Below are 16577 nucleotides of genomic sequence, written 5' to 3' on the forward strand. Positions count from 1 at the left end.
ATATTAGGATTATTTTTGTCGGTTTAACTCCCCTTGCGCCCTTTTCAAAATATCATTCATGTTATCTCCAGGATCACCTGGAACCTTACGTACATCGAACTTCACACCAATTTCTCCGAGTCTTTTAAAAGTATCAATATCATTCTGATCAAAGGCCAGTACTTTATTTGGTTGCACTTTACCAATTGAATGTGACATCGAACCAACATTAATGGTATCCAGTGGAACACCGCCTTCAACCACTCGAAGTGCATCTTGTGGATTTTCAAAAAGAAGTAATGCTCGCTGTCCTCCAAAGTGTTGATCATCTTTTGCAAGTTCAATCATTTTCTGAATGGGAACCGTATGTGCCTTAATACCTGAAGGAGCGGCCTGTTGAATCAATTTTTTGCGGAGTTCATCCTTTGCTACCGTGTCAGATACAATGATGATACGTGTAGGTGATGTATTTCTTACCCACGCAGTTGCTACCTGTCCGTGCAGTAGACGAGAATCGATACGTGCTAACACGTATTCAAAGGTACCGGGAGCCCCTGCCTTTGCCCTAGAAGGAACAGCATCAACCTTAGCAAGAACTTCTGGTTCTAATTTTTCTGGCTTTACTTTAATCGCATCTCTCGCTGTATCAAGAATATGAGCAGCTATTTCATGCGCCGTATTCATGGATAAGCGTGATGAATAAGATTCGATTACCATCGCTAAGTTTAACCCAGCAACAATTGCCCACTTATCTTGGTGGTCTTCCACTAAGCTATTAGCCTGATTGAAAGGAGTTCCACCCCAAAGATCGACTAAAAATAATACTTCATCTTGATTATCAAAAGATGCGATTGCTTCTTCCATTTTTGTTCTGACATCATCAGGTCCTTCATCCGGCATCAATGTAATAGCTTTTACATTTTCCTGTTCTCCAAAGATCATTGATCCAGACTGTAAGATACCAGTAGCAAATTCACCATGACTGGCAATGATAATTCCTACCATCTTTTTCCCCTCCTCTTATGATTTTTCAATGCTTAGATAAACATGGTAAGCTCTTAAAGCAATAATTTCTAAACTCTATAAAACACCTTCATTTAAACAAAAAAGAATGAGAAAAAAGGCAGATTAAATGAAGAGAGGATAGAGAAATGTCCTAATACTCTTCATTTTTATCACTACCTTTCATTCATGCCTGATTGAATCAGTAACACGTAAAACATAATTATAATAGTATTTAACTTTAAAATGAAAGCACTTTAATTATATGGATAAAATAATGAAGCATTTAAATTACTTTAATAAGCTTCCATAAATATATTGTATCATCCATATTTTTCTCCTTCAAGATATTCAGGCAGTATATTTATTTACAATTACCGACATATCTCAACAAAAAAAGACATATATCATCTGTTTTTAGAAGAAAAATGTCTACTTTTTAGCTTTATTCTTGAGATTGCGTTTGATGACATCAAAGACACCTAATGATTGAACCATATGGTCAGGATCAACATATTCACGAATTGCTCGAAAAACCCTTTTCGGATCTTTTGAAGAAAAGGTAAATGTTCCATTCCTCTTCGTTTGAATAGCGTAACGTGGAATCCATTTGCCCTTGAACAGAACAGAGGCAATTACATAATCAACTTCTTCCCAAGGAATTTGGATAAATTTACGGGCATCACGACTATTGAAAAATTCAAATCCTTTGTCTCCAATCATAATTTTGCCGTAATCTGAAATCCGTATATGTGAGGTTCCTTTAATAACTAAATCAACTTTTGTATTGATTGATTGGACCATTTCTTCTTCCTCCGTTTATTATAATTATTATATTCGAAATCCAATGTCATTCGATTAGAAGAACTATATACTGATGAAGTAGTTGAGTTACATCCAAACATCATTTTATCTGCGGATTATCATAGTAGAAGCTTTTCCTTTGTAATTGAAGTTCTTCAGTTAAGTCTTTTTTTGTTTCAATAATTTGGTTTGATCATTTTTTAATTATCTGGATAATTTGTTGATCTATAGCCATTCTACACATTGCTAACCTCCCTTTAATCTTCAGATTGGAAATTCAACTATTACCAATTAAGTACATTTTATCATATTTTTATTGATACATAGCCATTTTACGTATTAATATTTTGCCTCATGAAACAAAATATCTTCAGGTAGCATTAAGTAATTTCCCTATTCAGGTAAATTTTCTCATCAAATAAATTCAGAAAATCCTTATCATGACTATGTGTAACAACAATAATCATTTTATCTTCTAGCGTTTTCAGTAGATCAGCAAAAATACGTTCATTTTTTCTATCCAAACCTGAAGTTGGTTCATCAAATATTAAAACATCAGCATTTTTAAATAAAGCTCTCGCAATATCTAATCTTTTTTTCTCTCCACCTGATAGCGTATTTGTAGATGAATTAATCTCTGTGTTAATCCCACGTTCGCTAACAAGATAACTTAAATTACTGCGATTGAGAACATCTTCAACTAAATTTATGTCATAAGGATGAAAGAAGGATACATTTTCCGCAATCGAGGCAGAAAAAATATCAGTATCTTGCTTCATATAAGCCATTTTTTGATAGAGCATGTCTTTGTCTACGTTATCAAGTTGGATATCATCCATTTTTACCGTTCCAGCAGTTGGCGAATCAATCCCCATAATTAGATTGAGTAAAGTTGACTTTCCAGTCCCACTTTCTCCGATGACAACATATTTTTTACCAACCATAAAACGATAGGAAAAATTTTTAATCACTGGTACGCTATTCTTGAAATAATCGACTTGATTTAACTCAATCACTTTTATTGTGTTAATGGTCTCTTTAACATTATCCTTAGGAATCTCTTTAATCCTAGTAAAATTCCATAAGGATTCAACAATTTTCCTATTAGCAGCTAAATCCGTGAATGACTCACTTAAATACTGTAATGGTCCAGCAATTGTACTCATCAAAGTAGTCATGGCGATTAGCTGTGGTAAAGTCATCCGTTGTTTGATGACAAAGAAACTTCCAATAATCCACGTACCCGAATAAACAATATTACCCAATCCATAGGAGACAGCATAAGTCATCCCTTGAGCTGTCTCAAAGTCTATTTTTTTCTCTTTTAGATTTTGATTATATGTATTAAATTTCTTTCGATAGAATGGAAAACTTCTATTTATCTTTAAGGTGAGTAAATGCAGAACAAACTCCTCAAAAAGTCCATTGTATTTAGACTGTCGGCTGATTGCCTTTTTCTTTTTATTACTTAGAATTTTTTTAGAAATATAGGGAGACAATAAAGGAAAAAAGGAAAGCAGCAGCATAATAATTGAGAAAGAATTTTGCAAATTAAGTGCATATAGTACGGAAAATACTAAGACAAAGAAACTTAAAATTAAACCTGCAAGCGGATTAAAATATTCAGTTTCCATAACGGTACTTTCATTGACTAGCATATTCACGATCTTATTTTTATCAATATATTTTGAATCATATTCTGACAGATTTTCTAGTTTGTTAACCAACCTTGAACGAAACTTCAACATGATATTTTGATTTAAGACTGATTTTGTTTTTCGTGGAAAAAAGTCAAAACAAGCATCTAGTATTAAATAGGCAACTGAAAAAATCCCGACTTTAATGAGTAGGTTTAGGTCCCCTGAAATCGCTGTTTCCGTCAATAGTTGATAAATAAAGGCAACTCCTACTTGAATGGCCGCTGCTAATATACATATAAGAACATGAACAATAAAATGTCGCTTACTCTCTCTATACATGATTTGCATTTAAAATGCCCCCACTTATATTTAATTATAAAGCATGATAAATTCTATATGTATCTCCTCATCCTGTATGGTAATAAGAAATTAAATAATTAGCTATTGTTTTCTGCTTCAATATTCCACCTATTGTAATCAAAATAAACTCGATTTTTCTCAAATTCAATCCTCAATTGATTTAATAATTTTAAAGTATCAGCTGTATTTGAGGTTTCTGAAGCATTTTCTTTAATTTCCAGCTCGCTGAGGATTGCACCGAATTGATTATAATATTCGATAGCTTGATCAGAAAAGCCGTCTCTTATATAGGCTGGATGATGTTGATCTTCGATAAAGCCTGCAGATAAGTCTTGTATTGAAGCTAAGTCATTTTTAGAAATTGTATCTAATTCTGTACCGACAGCAGCACTGAGTAAAAGACCAGTATTTAGATCATTTATTTTACTAGCAACCACACCTGGTTGTGGCCAATTTTCATCCTTTTGTAAAGAAATGATATCTTCCAATTCTATTAAGTTACTATGGACACTCTCTACCACAACTTTATCTGTTACATGGTTAAATTTTATTGAGCCCCAAATTAGAATTGAAATAAGTAGTATATTTAATCCGATTGATAAAAAGAAAAAATGCTTCTTTTTTAGCATTTATCTATACTTCCTTGAAAAGAATAATACCAATTTAATTTTCTGAATTTTCATTATATTGTCACCAATATAATATTATCTACAAAAGACTTGCCGTTTAGTAGTCATATTAGATGCTAAACAATAAGTATAATAATTTTTAACCTCCTTTAACCCTCTAATTAATTTATTTTTTAATTCTTTATTCTCTACGTGTGTTGTTAACAATCCGTCTGATGGCATTGAAAAAATTCCTGTTGATGCAATCGTTTTTTATTTATTGATTCATGGTTATCTTACTTATTTTTAGACCCTTTACATTGCAAATTGACATTTAGATTTTACCAATTAAGTACATCTTACCATATTTCTAATTAAAGTATAGTCTATTCTCGCGTGTTAATACTTTATCTCAGGCACAGAGATACAGCATAGTGCGAGTATAATAAAAGCAATTTATTCTTTTTCGGAGATTCTTAGAAAACTTTAAATTTAGTTATCTTCTTACTTGTGTTAATATTAATTATAGATTAATCTATGACTCTATAACTAGGGGGAACCATGAAGAAAGGTATTATTTTTTTTGATTTAGATGGTACATTATTGAATAAAAAATCACAAATTAGTCTCGAAAATAAACAACTGATCAAGCAACTGATGCAAAATGGTTATCTCTTAATTATTGCAAGTGGTCGATCACCTAAGGAAATTCGAGAAATTACCAAGGATACTGGAATCCATTCATATGTCAGTTTAAATGGACAGTATGCTGTACTTGAAGGGAATGTCCTTGCAAACCATATCATCGAGACAGAAACAATAAAGAAATTCATTCACATCTCGGAAAAGTTATCCCATCCCGTCGCCTTTTATACGCCTGAAAGCTATTGTATTAATTTCATTGATCAAGCAACTCGAAAATTATATGCATTTGATCATGCGCCTTTGCCAAAAATTGATCCAGACTTTTATCAAAAAGAGCCGATCAATATGCTTTATTTGTTTAATGAGGTTGTAGAAGACGATGCTTTGATGGCTGATCAATTTAAGGATGAGCTAACTTTTTATCGTGACAGCCCGTATTCTTTAGCAATTGTTAACAAAGGACGTTCGAAAAAAGCGGGTATTCAGGATATATTGACAGCATTGAAAGCGATCGACCATAACAATACTTTCGCTTTTGGCGATGGAAATAATGATTTAAGTATGTTTGAGGCTGTTAAACACCCGATTGCGATGGGGAATGCGAATGATCAGGTTAAGGCTGCCGCCGAATTTGTGACTGGAGATCATGATGGTGATGGCATTCTGCTTGCCTTGCAACATTACGGCTTAATTTAAAATCTAAAGACATGGCCTCTATAAGTTGAGCCATATCTTTTTGATTTAGGGTTTACATTGTCACATGTATTATCTAAAAACTATCTAATTGTAACTTTTGTTGCATTATTGATGGTTTCTTTGGTCAATTCATTCCCAATACCAGGAATTTCAGGTGCAGTATAGTAACCCTCTTTAGGCTGATAATCATGAATACATGTTTTCACCATAGAAGGATGTATATTGACAACATGGTGTTCATGAATTAAAAAGTTTGGAATTGCAGTTTCTAAATGTAGTGATGCTGCTTTATAGATAGGGCTACCACAGACATGTGTTTGAACACTAATATCATATGCATGTGCCATCTCACAAACTTTCTTGGCTTCAGAAATTCCTCCCATATTTCCAATGTCTGGTTGAATAACTTGGATTGATAAATCTTCGAAGAATGGAACATATCCCCATCTTCCGAAAACACGTTCTCCTTGAGCAATTGGAATGTTAACATTATCTGCAACATACTTAGTTAACTTAGAATTTAAGGGTGTAACTGGTTCTTCATAATAATAAATATTATATTTTTCAGCCATTTGCCCTATTTGGATTGCTGATACAGCATCTGTACCACAATGGTTCTCTAAAATAATATCTACATCTTCACCCACAGCTTCCCTAACAGCTCTAAGACGTTCTTCACCTAATTTAATAATCTCTTGTTTTAATGGCTTAGTTAATTGAGACATATCATGGGCTTTTCCTTCACGATTGTAGTTAATAAAATCTATCTTTATACAATCATAGCCCTCAGCAACTGCTTTTTTTGCATTGCGAACATAATTTTCTGTCTTACCACCTTCATCAACAACAATTCCCCAACCAATTTGAGCATCTTCAGACCAACCATATTGTAATTGACTTGCATATGTTCGTAATTTATCATTTGTTTTTCCACCTAATAATTTATAAAGCGGAACACCTAACGCTTTTCCTTTAATATCCCAGATAGCAATATCAATTGCACTAATCGCTGCAAATGTAATGGGACCACCACCTTGTCCCCAAAATGTTGTTTTAAATAACTTTTCCCAAATTTTTTCGCTATCAAAAGGATCCATCCCAATAACTTGTTTAGCAAAATCTTGTAACATCCCAAAAGCTCCTGGGGCACCAACTCCATAGGCAATTGCAGCTTCTCCATAGCCATAAATCCCCTCATCTGTATTGATTCGACAAATGACCGGACGAAAAGAATCCAATCCTTCTAAATTGAGTTGCATAACATCTACACTTTTAATTTTCATATTTATCCCCCTAATGGTAATTTTAATAATTTACTCAAAAGAAATACTCTGTTGAATATCCACTTTATTTGTATTAACTCGCCACATAGCCCAAATAACACAAAAAATAACAAATGTAACATTAATAACTAACATAATTTGTGTTAAGTTAAGAACTGATAAATACACCATATATAATTGGGTAATGAAAGTTAATCCCATAAATAAATAAAAGATTTTATTTGATACATGTAAAAATGATTGGTTCCACTGTTCTGGATAAAGCTTTGGTAATCGGATAATTGCTATTGCAGTAATCATTCGAAGTAAGTATGTAAGCAGTACAATATTACTGGTGATTTCACTAATGCTTACATCGAATATAATTGGCGTAACTCCAATTAAATAAATGAATAACATAATCACATATGGTACTCCTTTACTGTTGGTCTTACCTATCCAACTAGGAAACCAGCCATCCCCTACTGATTTTAATATTGGGATCGCACGAGCTGAATATGTTGAATTTAGTGTACTACTGAGAGCCAGTAACGGGCCACCAAGAATAAATATCGGGAACAATATCCCAGGTAAAATTGCTTCCGCTACAACAGTTAATGGCTTCCCAGCCGTTACACTTATCGGTAATATACCTGATCCGACTATACCAATCCCTATATATACAACAAAAATAATCGCTGTAGCTATTATAATAGCAAGTGGGATATTTCTTTTAGGATTTTTTGCTTTTCCACTAAAACTAATCACAAAGTATTGACCATATGTTGAATAAACAAACAATGCTATTGCAGCCATAAAGCCACCAGCACCATCAGTTAAAAAATCAGGATGAGAAAAATTAAAAACTATAGGATCTACTTGTGGTATTCCAATTATAATAAAAGCGGCAAGAGTTGTTAATAAAATAACTGTTAGGATTGTTTGCAGTTTAGACATAACATCTACCCCTAACAAATTAAAAATAAAAAATATAGTAACCGCAATTATTGCAACAACTTGACCATTTATATTCGGGAATAAACTTTCAAAATAGAATCCGATTGAAGTTCCCATTAATGATAAACCTAATGTTTGAGAAATATAGGCAACAGCATAGATCCCAGCTGCTTTTTTTACCTAACATTTCAATAACTATACTGTATTCTCCACCTTCCAAGACAACTGCACTGCTTAAAAAAATAAATGGAAGGACACTCATTAAACCAACAATAACAGCAGCTCCATAAGCGAGCCATGCCGACATCCCAGTTACACCAATAGCGGGTCCGATAAGAGTGACAACACCAGCACCAATAACTTGTCCTGCCGCTATAGCTACTAAACTAACTAAACTTAATTTCTTTGGCTTGCTCATCAACTTTCCTCCTGTAATATATTTTTAAATACTTGAAGAGTGACTAGGAAAAATCACTCTCCAAATATTCTACTTAACAGTTGCAGTCGTTGCGTTTTTAATCGCTTCTTCAGTTAATTCTTGACCCAATCCTGGCTTATCAGGTACTTCATAGTATCCATCCACAGGTTGATAGTCATATTTGCAAGTTTCTCTACCTTTTGGATCTAAGGCCCATTTGTGATGTTCGTGAATTAAAAAGTTTGGAATAACTGCCTCAACTTGCAGTGCAGCTGCTTTTGCAATTGGTCCACCACAAACATGTACTTGAGCTGCACAATCATATGCATGCCCCATCTCACAAATTTTCTTAGTCTCTGAAATTCCACCCGTTAAGCATACATCTGGTTGGATTACTTGAATTGATTGATCTTCTAAGAACGGTACAAAACCTGTTCGTTGATAAATTCTTTCACCACTTGCAATAGGTATATTTACATTTTTATGAACCTCTAGCATATTTTTTGAATTTAATGGGCTGCATGGTTCTTCAAAATAATAAATATCTAATTCTTCTAACGCTTGACCGACTTGGATTGAAGAAACAACATCTGTATAACTATGCAATTCGACAATGATATCTAAGTCTGGTCCACCCTCTTCACGCATAGCTTTAATCCGATCATAAGCTACTTGTATTTGTTTATTTGATAAAACGCCTCGAGTTTGCCATGGTCCTTTCCCCTTCGGCAATTGATCTGACATTGCAATTGGATCTACCTTAATAGCTGTATAACCATCATCTATCGCTTTTTTCGTTGCTGCTGCATAGTCCTCGGGAAGTATCATTTGATCTCTACCCTTAACGGTTGGATCATTTCCCCAACCAAATTGTAGCTGAGAGGCATAAGCCCTTAACTTATCATTGGTTTTTCCACCCAATAATTCATAAATAGGAACACCTAAAACCTTTCCTTTGATATCCCATAAAGCGATATCAATAGCGCTCATACCAGCACTAATGACTGTTCCTCCACCTAAGCCCCAAAATGTACTACGATAGATTTTCTCCCAGATTTTCTCTATTTTCATCGGATCTTCTCCAATGATCACTTCTCCAAAATCTTGTAAAATACCAAAGCCTGCACGGTAACCTCGACCATAGGCTATACCTAATTCACCAAATCCAGACACACCTTCATCTGTATTGATTCTAACAACAATAGGATTCCAAGTATTTCTTCCTTGAGTTGGGTTCCCCGCATCAATGATCATCGCGTCAACACTTACAATTTTCATTTTCATCATCCTCCTCGTTTTATTAGATAGTAATCAAGCATCCTGTTCACCTGTTCGCTAGCTCACTTTCATAATAATTGAAAGCGTTTTATAAGTCAAGCCATTTTTTAGCGATCGTTAAGAATAACTTTTTAAATAAAAAAAGAGAAACCATCCTCATTTTTCAAAGCTTAGGGGTTTCTCTTTTTTAATTTTCCATTTTTAAAATATAAATGCTTTTAATTATTTATCATAATTAGACGAGAGGACTTCCAATCTCAAGAAATATGTAGTAGGTTGAGAAGTGGCCTCAAAGGCGGGATCAATGGGATCGTGAGGGTGAGTGTTTTCAGTAAAACAATGTGTCAACTCCACTCGTGGTTAATCGCCATTTTCAAAGTCGACAACCTAAAGACCGCCACTTCAATTTTTGTAGAAATGAAGTGGCGGATGTTAAAATTCTTAAATCATCAAGAGATGAGTAACTAGATCTCTATTCATTTGTTTTACGATAATCTATTATGTCTTCATATATTTTTTTAGTTGCTTCAAAATCTCTATCTCTAATAGCTTCATAAAGCTCTTCATGCATATCTATATTTTTCAAAAATACTTCAGGTGTAGTATTTTTTCTTTTAATAATTATTCCTTTAAAATATTGCATCAATGCTTCTTTTATTAATGAATAGGCATGTATATACATTTTATTTTCAGACATTTCTACAACTTTCTTATGGAAATTATAGTCTTCATTTACTAAATCCATAAATTCTTCTGAATGTTGATTTTTCTCATTTTTCAAAACAGCTCTACCTAATGAAGTATATCGATCACAGATATGTTTTAATTCAACTAAATCTTCTTGATTATTTTTTTCTATTGCTAAATTAGCACTGTCTACCTCGATCAATCTTCTAAACCTTAAAATATCATCAATTATATCTGGTTTTATTAAAAAACTTGAAATTTGTGATACATATTTATCCATATTAAAATCAATTACATAGGTTCCTTTACCTACTTGTGTTTCGGTTATACCAATAGTATTTAATTTCTGTATAGCTAAACGAATTGTCAATCTATTAACACCAAACATTTCAGAAAGTTCATTTTCAGACGGTAATTTCTCTCCCATTTCCCAAGTGCCATTAATGATTAAGTCCTTCATTTCTTCATATACTTGGTCTTGAACCAACACACGTTTTAGCTTATTGTTAATTGGCATACAGTCCACCTCATCCTATTCATTCCTATTGAAATATAATTATTTTTAATGAGTTGCTTTTTATCCTTAACGAATTCACTTTATTATACTATATTTATGGTTGTCAAGTTTATCAAATGATTGGATTATGTCTCCTCTGTTTTGATCTCCTAAGAAAAACTAAATTTGATACAATTTCATGTTCTAGTCTAACATCCTAATTTCCGTATTAAAATATTTTTCCATAAACTCTATTCTTTTGTATAATTCGACTTCTGAGTATCTGACCTTTTCATCTGTAACGATCCATTTTTCTTCTACATCGTCTTTTCTGACAGCTATTGCAATGACTTCCCCAATAAATTCACTCAAGATTTCGTTACTTTCTCTTATGATATATACATCTTGCTCTTCATTATCCCCACCAATAATCCCGGGAATATATCCGTAATTAAGAGGATAAACATTTCCATAAGTATCCTTATAACCTATTGGTCGATCGACAATCACCTTAACTTTTAATTTTTCCCTCACTTTTAATTTCCTCCGCTTCATATTATTTACATGCAATAATTTAAGATTAAATTTCTCATTATATCTACGGCTTAATTTCAAATATAAAGACATGTCTTACGCTTGTAAGTATCATGCCTGCTTGATTTTGCTCTACATAGATCTTGTATGATTATCTGTTGGTTTTTTTAGGGTATAAATAATAGATTAAAAAAATAAGGGAAATAAATATAGCAAAAATGAAAAATAAACCAGCTGTATGACTAGCAAACTTCTCTATAAAATAGCCAATTAAACTGACAATTGCCATCAAGGAATAAACTTTCTTTTCTCTTTCTAACAAACGTTCAAAATCATATGTTTCTCTTTTTTCACTTAATATATGATACCAAGTATTCAATCTTAATGCTGTTTCAGGGCTAAGCCTATATTTTAAAAAACCAAGTAGCGCAAAAACGATAAAACATGTCATTAGTAATTCACTAGCACCCATCATTCTCAGCCTTTCATTATTTAAAGGTTTGTAATATCGCCGCTTGACCTTTGTATACTTCAATTTCTGCGTATGCTCCATTTATAAAGGTAACTTGTGGAGGAACATGCCCACAATCAATATCATAAACAATTGGGATCTGTAACTCATCCGAAAGCTCTTGATAAACATCTTCAGCGGTATAATTGTTGACGGGTGTATTAGCTGAATTTCTCCCGAACATGATCCCACTACAATCCTGAAACCAACCAGCTAATTTCATTTGGACAAGGGATCTGCGTAAATCAACCGTTGACAATTCACAATTTTCAAGATACCAAATGATTGGATCACCGGCAATATACTGCTCTTTAAATCTATTTACATCACCATACGGTGTCCCAATCAAGTGTCTAATAATATCAATACAACCGCCAAGTAAACGACCTTGCAACTTAATTTTTTCATCTTTAATTAACTTCTAGTTATGACAGTGAAACCCTTCTTCTCCATGCTATTAAATGCAGCATGTAATAAGTCATGTAGTTCACTAGGCACTCCAGAAGATGGTGCTGTCACCCCCGCTGTTGCCCCTTTTTCTAAAAATGGATATTGTATCATCTAACGCCCCTCCTACTCTTTAACATTAAAAAATACCTCTTAAGAGAATCATATCTAAAGAGGCATTTTAATGCAATTGTTTGTCAGTTTCGATTGTGTCAAGTATTTGTGGGAGTTTTTTTATGTCCCTTATTTTATATTGTTTTTAGCCTATGATTTGGCAGCGTTGTCACTCCTGTATTCCTTTAAAAGAAAAGCTATTTTAACTTTTTAAAATCCTCTTAAACCTTTCAGAGCTTCTGTAATAGGAGCCCCCATTGCTTGTTTCAAATAACCTAAATTCTGACGAGTGGCTTCTGTCGCACTGTTTTTCAGCTTCTCAACGAAGTGTTTAGGTGGCTTTTCAGCTTTGGGCTCTTCAGTGAATGCCTGCGTTTGCTCAAGGATTCCATGTAACGTTTTAATCTCTAAATTGTCTTTTAGAGCCACCATGACATCGACGAATTTATCAAGCCCTCGATCACTCCAGCTACGACCGTGGTTGAGTCTTCTCGCAAACACACTCATGGTTCCTTCTGCACTACCCATTGGGCGAAAACCGGTTATATCTATCCCTTTTCTCTCTAATTTTTTACGGTAATCTCCGAGTGCCTTCGGATACTTTGAGAGCTGAGCGATTAAGGCTTCCAACTCTTCTTCCTTCTTTTCATTTTCCAGTGTCCCCACTGCACTATTTAATTCCACCATAAACCCTTCCCAATCATAAACAGCTAGCTTCTTTTGGATCGAACGGGATCTTGGATGCCCTCGAAAGATCAGGCGGACATCACGAGCGACATGAAAACGATCAATGACAAAAGTAGCGTTCTTCTGGAAATAGTCTCGACAAGACGTGATCCAATTCGCTCCATCTCCATTGATGACGAGATGGTGTCGCGTTGGGTCATATTCATAAGTGGTCATCAGATAGGTCTCAAACGCTTCCCAAAATGGACCGTTGCCTTCATGAATAAAATGACGTTTCTCGATGAGTTTCGCTCGCTTGCCATTCATCTCCCATCCTTGATGGGTACTTGCTATTTTAAGTTCTCTTCCTTTTTTCCCTTTCTCTTGGCTCTTTGTATTTAAGCCATCCACTTCAACGAATAAAACATCTTGTTCAAGGGGGACAGACTCTTCTGGAACCACTTCCGTATGCAAAAGCTGTTGACGGATCCCTTCATGACTGATGACAGGATACCCTAAGAACCTTTCGAGTACCTTTCCAGCTTGTCGATAGGAAGCACCTGTGACAGCTAGTTCAATCGCCAAATCTTGCACGACTGGACTCATTCCTTTTGTTCCATCAAAGGCTAAATATTGATCTAATAAGTACACATATTTCCCTGTTACTTTATCTTGGTAATAATTTCTCTTCAGCTCGACTTGTCCAAAAACAGATTCAAACGATAACGTACGTTTATCTTTTAAGTAAAATCTTTGTTTGTCTCTTCCTAAAGCAATCGCCTGATCAAACTCCTGAAGGATTTTTGACATCATCTGTGAAAAACTTTCTTGTAAGGTACGGTATATTATTTCTTCTAACTCTTTCATTGTCAGCTGAGATATGATATCTTTCATATGAGGACCTCTTTCTATAGTTTTTGTTTGTCGTAAACTTAACTATATAAAATAAGGTCCTCTTTTTCATCTCAAACGACTTATCTACTACCGCGCTTTCGCTTGGTGCCCCTGTCATGGGTGTTAAAGTCTAACGACTTTAACACCCATGACAGGGAAAATTTACTCCCACAAACATTTTACTCTAACTCAGTTTCTAATGATTTACTTCTCTTTTCGCATCATATCATAATACTTCAATGGTTGATCTACTTTCACCTTAGTGATCATCATCGCATGTTTGGCACGATCGATCGGTTCATCATCTTCATCCCAAAGCTCAGTAATGGTTTGTTTATAATGATAGAAATGAGGTCCGAAGAATTCAATTTCATCACCAACACCAAAATTGTTTCGCTGTTGGATGGTGGCGATTTGTGTTTCTTCATCATAGTCTAAAACAAGTCCAGCAAAGTCATATTTAGGAATTCGTGCTGGTTTGCCAAAGAGTTGATCTTTCTCTGTTGGTTCATCATAATAAAAAGCGGTCGTTAATGAACGCTGGGCTGCTTTCCAAATTTCATCAACCCACTCGGGATCCATTTGATAGTTTTCAGGATCTTCGAAATAGGTATCGATAATTTTTCGATAAACATTGACTACAGTTGCGACGTAATGAATACTTTTCATTCGACCTTCAATTTTCAAAGAATCCACGCCTGCTTCAATTAAATCCGGTAAATGCTCGACCATACTCAAATCCTGTGAACTCATCGTGTACTGTTCATCCGATTGATCTGATACAGCAACCGTCCCATCTGTGCCGTCTTCAAATAAATCATATTTCCAGCGGCAGGATTGGGCACATCCACCCCTATTCGCATCACGTGCCGTCATATGATTGGACAGGACACAACGACCTGAATAGGAAATACACATGGCTCCATGGATAAAGGCTTCAATTTCGATATCAACTTTTTCTTTCATTTCACGAATCTCTGCTACGGATACCTCTCTAGCTAAAACAACACGAGGAATGCCCTCGTTTTTCCAAAACTCAACAGTTTTCCAATTAGCAATCGAAGCCTGGGTACTAATATGGATTTCAAGATCTGGTGCAGCTTCACGGCAAGCTTGAATTAAAGCTGGATCAGCTACGATAACAGCTGCGATACCTACCTCATACAATTTCTTAAAGTAATCGTGTGCGCCTTCTAAGTTTTCATTATGAGCAATGATATTCGTTGCTACATAAACTTTGGCACCATACTTATTAGCAAATTCAACACCTTCTTGCATTTCTTCAAAGGTGAAATTACCTGCTTTCGAACGTAATCCGAATTGTCGTCCACCTATATAAACAGCATCTGCGCCATAATGAACCGCAAATTTTAATTTTTCTAAATTACCTGCTGGTGCAAGTAATTCTGGTTTTTGTCTAGTTGTCATTTTTCTTACACCTCTTATTAGTAAATCTGTTCTTTAAAATAAAAGCCAGTATCAATTTTTCTATCTTGAGGTTGGATCTTATAGATCAGTTGTTTCCAACCTGTTTTTTTCATTTGATAAGCATCTGGATCAGCTAAATAGGTATCAATAGCCTCACGATATAGTTCAACCATTTTTTCATTATAATCGATTGTTTTTAACAAGCCATTAATAAAAAGCCCATCAATTTCTGCTTCGAGTATCTTGTCAAGGTGATCAATCATAACGATATCTTCATTACTCATAATATGTGTACCATTGATATCTTCAAAAATGGGATAATGGGTTTCTGGTTTTTTACTTTCCTTAATATAGCGCATTTCTGACGAAGTATAATCTTTTTCGATATGATTGTAATAATTGCGAACCAGCTTTCGCTTCGATTGAAAAATACAGGTCATTCCGTGAATTTGTATTTCAATTGGAAATTGAACATTTTGCTTAATTTCAATGACAGCATCGAGGGCTAATTCATTTGATAGGGTTGCTCGACTCATTCCCCGCACACTCCAATAATTTAAAGTTTGGTAATTCGTTGAAAGAGTAGCAGGGTTCCATGTCAATTGAAGTGAACTATCGAGATCACGAAGAATTTGAAAAATCGACTGATCACCCGCCACAATTCCATCAACATTTATCCGTTCAAGCTCCGTTAAATAATCGGGGAGTTCCTCTAAATGCTCATTGTGATAGATAGCATTAACCATGACATAAACTTTTTTGCCTTCTTTGTGTAGAAATTCTGTCGCTTGCTCGATTTCTGTTAATGTAAAATCGTCAGGAAGTCGATTGCCAAACTGTTGATGACCAACAAATATCGCATCAGCACCAACATTTGCTAATCGTTTAACTTCCTCTAGATTCCTAGCTGTTGCTTGTAATTCTGGTCTATATAAATCCATGACTCCATTCTCCTTTTAAAAAACGTACATCCACTAAAGTGAAACTTCGTTCAGTGGAGGTTTTCTTCGACGCATAAATCTTTTCGGTGACGCGAGTAACCGCAATCCAAAGTCACTTTGCAAGGAAAGCGTAGTGTTTTTCCGTAGCGGTCGTGTTAATCTGACAACATTGGTAATCGCAGTCCCAGTCCCAGAACGCGGTGTTTTTAT

Annotated in this window: 16 protein-coding genes and 1 pseudogene; 1 reads left to right on the forward strand and 16 read right to left on the reverse strand. The window is 34.7% G+C overall.

What is annotated here, in order from left to right; genetic code table 11:
• Positions 1-9 precede the first annotated feature (9 nt).
• From ACS127_RS14060 to ACS127_RS14075, 4 genes are all read right to left on the reverse strand, one after another.
• The gene (locus ACS127_RS14060; protein WP_440895660.1) at positions 10-984 is read right to left on the reverse strand and encodes a mannose/fructose/sorbose PTS transporter subunit IIA; all 975 of its coding nucleotides are present in this window, start codon (positions 982-984) and stop codon (positions 10-12) included.
• Between the two features lie 429 nt (positions 985-1413).
• Positions 1414-1785, reverse strand: coding sequence for a DUF956 family protein (locus tag ACS127_RS14065; protein WP_440895661.1), 372 nt, complete (start codon positions 1783-1785; stop codon positions 1414-1416).
• Between the two features lie 380 nt (positions 1786-2165).
• Positions 2166-3773: an ATP-binding cassette domain-containing protein gene (locus ACS127_RS14070; RefSeq protein ID WP_440895662.1), complete on the reverse strand. Its 1608-nt coding sequence runs from the start codon at positions 3771-3773 to the stop codon at positions 2166-2168.
• Positions 3774-3862: 89 nt separating this feature from the next.
• Positions 3863-4414, reverse strand: coding sequence for a hypothetical protein (locus tag ACS127_RS14075; RefSeq protein ID WP_440895663.1), 552 nt, complete (start codon positions 4412-4414; stop codon positions 3863-3865).
• Positions 4415-4954: 540 nt separating this feature from the next.
• Between ACS127_RS14075 and ACS127_RS14080 the strand changes: the two genes are divergently transcribed.
• Positions 4955-5734 carry a Cof-type HAD-IIB family hydrolase gene (locus ACS127_RS14080; RefSeq protein ID WP_440895664.1) on the forward strand — a complete coding sequence of 260 codons (780 nt, stop codon included), beginning with the start codon at positions 4955-4957 and terminating at the stop codon, positions 5732-5734.
• Between the two features lie 80 nt (positions 5735-5814).
• Here ACS127_RS14080 and ACS127_RS14085 read toward each other — a convergent pair whose 3' ends face one another.
• From ACS127_RS14085 to ACS127_RS14140, 12 genes and pseudogenes are all read right to left on the reverse strand, one after another.
• On the reverse strand, positions 5815-7017 hold the full coding sequence (locus ACS127_RS14085) for a mandelate racemase/muconate lactonizing enzyme family protein (RefSeq protein WP_440895665.1): 1203 nt from the start codon (positions 7015-7017) through the stop codon (positions 5815-5817).
• 30 nt (positions 7018-7047) lie between these two features.
• Entirely contained in the window at positions 7048-8070 is a 1023-nt protein-coding gene (locus ACS127_RS14090; RefSeq protein WP_440895666.1) for an APC family permease, read from the reverse strand.
• Positions 8042-8371 (reverse strand): hypothetical protein, encoded by a 330-nt coding sequence (locus tag ACS127_RS14095; protein ID WP_440895667.1) that lies wholly within the window; start codon positions 8369-8371, stop codon positions 8042-8044. Before ACS127_RS14095 ends, ACS127_RS14090 begins: the two co-directional genes overlap by 29 nt.
• A gap of 69 nt (positions 8372-8440) precedes the next feature.
• Positions 8441-9649, reverse strand: a complete 1209-nt coding sequence (locus tag ACS127_RS14100; RefSeq protein WP_440895668.1) for a mandelate racemase/muconate lactonizing enzyme family protein — start codon at positions 9647-9649, stop codon at positions 8441-8443.
• A gap of 472 nt (positions 9650-10121) precedes the next feature.
• The gene (locus ACS127_RS14105) at positions 10122-10853 is read right to left on the reverse strand and encodes a FadR/GntR family transcriptional regulator (RefSeq protein ID WP_440895669.1); all 732 of its coding nucleotides are present in this window, start codon (positions 10851-10853) and stop codon (positions 10122-10124) included.
• A gap of 183 nt (positions 10854-11036) precedes the next feature.
• On the reverse strand, positions 11037-11387 hold the full coding sequence (locus ACS127_RS14110; protein ID WP_440895670.1) for an inorganic pyrophosphatase: 351 nt from the start codon (positions 11385-11387) through the stop codon (positions 11037-11039).
• 130 nt (positions 11388-11517) lie between these two features.
• On the reverse strand, positions 11518-11838 hold the full coding sequence (locus ACS127_RS14115; protein WP_440895671.1) for a DUF3784 domain-containing protein: 321 nt from the start codon (positions 11836-11838) through the stop codon (positions 11518-11520).
• Between the two features lie 16 nt (positions 11839-11854).
• Positions 11855-12298: pseudogene (locus ACS127_RS14120) on the reverse strand (LD-carboxypeptidase); the annotation flags it as partial.
• Complete coding sequence (locus ACS127_RS14125; protein ID WP_440895672.1) at positions 12292-12438, reverse strand: hypothetical protein; 147 nt, start codon at positions 12436-12438, stop codon at positions 12292-12294. The gene ACS127_RS14125 and the pseudogene ACS127_RS14120, both read right to left, overlap by 7 nt.
• Before the next feature lie 210 nt (positions 12439-12648).
• Entirely contained in the window at positions 12649-13998 is a 1350-nt protein-coding gene (locus tag ACS127_RS14130; protein WP_440895073.1) for an ISLre2 family transposase, read from the reverse strand.
• 204 nt (positions 13999-14202) lie between these two features.
• Positions 14203-15426, reverse strand: a complete 1224-nt coding sequence (locus ACS127_RS14135) for a peptidase U32 family protein (RefSeq protein ID WP_440895673.1) — start codon at positions 15424-15426, stop codon at positions 14203-14205.
• A gap of 17 nt (positions 15427-15443) precedes the next feature.
• Entirely contained in the window at positions 15444-16367 is a 924-nt protein-coding gene (locus tag ACS127_RS14140) for a peptidase U32 family protein (protein ID WP_440895674.1), read from the reverse strand.
• Positions 16368-16577: the final 210 nt, after the last annotated feature.

Source organism: Amphibacillus sp. Q70 (assembly GCF_052055485.1).
In the GTDB taxonomy this organism is placed as follows: domain Bacteria; phylum Bacillota; class Bacilli; order Bacillales; family Amphibacillaceae; genus Amphibacillus.

What these genes read in the sequence shown, in the direction of transcription:
- ACS127_RS14060 (WP_440895660.1), bottom strand. Translation starts at nt 984, where the DNA reads ATGGTAGGAATTATCATTGCCAGTCATGGTGAATTTGCTACTGGTATC.
- ACS127_RS14065 (WP_440895661.1), bottom strand. Translation starts at nt 1,785, where the DNA reads ATGGTCCAATCAATCAATACAAAAGTTGATTTAGTTATTAAAGGAACC.
- ACS127_RS14070 (WP_440895662.1), bottom strand. Translation starts at nt 3,773, where the DNA reads ATGCAAATCATGTATAGAGAGAGTAAGCGACATTTTATTGTTCATGTT.
- ACS127_RS14075 (WP_440895663.1), bottom strand. Translation starts at nt 4,414, where the DNA reads ATGCTAAAAAAGAAGCATTTTTTCTTTTTATCAATCGGATTAAATATA.
- ACS127_RS14080 (WP_440895664.1), top strand. Translation starts at nt 4,955, where the DNA reads ATGAAGAAAGGTATTATTTTTTTTGATTTAGATGGTACATTATTGAAT.
- ACS127_RS14085 (WP_440895665.1), bottom strand. Translation starts at nt 7,017, where the DNA reads ATGAAAATTAAAAGTGTAGATGTTATGCAACTCAATTTAGAAGGATTG.
- ACS127_RS14090 (WP_440895666.1), bottom strand. Translation starts at nt 8,070, where the DNA reads ATGGGAACTTCAATCGGATTCTATTTTGAAAGTTTATTCCCGAATATA.
- ACS127_RS14095 (WP_440895667.1), bottom strand. Translation starts at nt 8,371, where the DNA reads ATGAGCAAGCCAAAGAAATTAAGTTTAGTTAGTTTAGTAGCTATAGCG.
- ACS127_RS14100 (WP_440895668.1), bottom strand. Translation starts at nt 9,649, where the DNA reads ATGAAAATTGTAAGTGTTGACGCGATGATCATTGATGCGGGGAACCCA.
- ACS127_RS14105 (WP_440895669.1), bottom strand. Translation starts at nt 10,853, where the DNA reads ATGCCAATTAACAATAAGCTAAAACGTGTGTTGGTTCAAGACCAAGTA.
- ACS127_RS14110 (WP_440895670.1), bottom strand. Translation starts at nt 11,387, where the DNA reads ATGAAGCGGAGGAAATTAAAAGTGAGGGAAAAATTAAAAGTTAAGGTG.
- ACS127_RS14115 (WP_440895671.1), bottom strand. Translation starts at nt 11,838, where the DNA reads ATGGGTGCTAGTGAATTACTAATGACATGTTTTATCGTTTTTGCGCTA.
- ACS127_RS14125 (WP_440895672.1), bottom strand. Translation starts at nt 12,438, where the DNA reads ATGATACAATATCCATTTTTAGAAAAAGGGGCAACAGCGGGGGTGACA.
- ACS127_RS14130 (WP_440895073.1), bottom strand. Translation starts at nt 13,998, where the DNA reads ATGAAAGATATCATATCTCAGCTGACAATGAAAGAGTTAGAAGAAATA.
- ACS127_RS14135 (WP_440895673.1), bottom strand. Translation starts at nt 15,426, where the DNA reads ATGACAACTAGACAAAAACCAGAATTACTTGCACCAGCAGGTAATTTA.
- ACS127_RS14140 (WP_440895674.1), bottom strand. Translation starts at nt 16,367, where the DNA reads ATGGATTTATATAGACCAGAATTACAAGCAACAGCTAGGAATCTAGAG.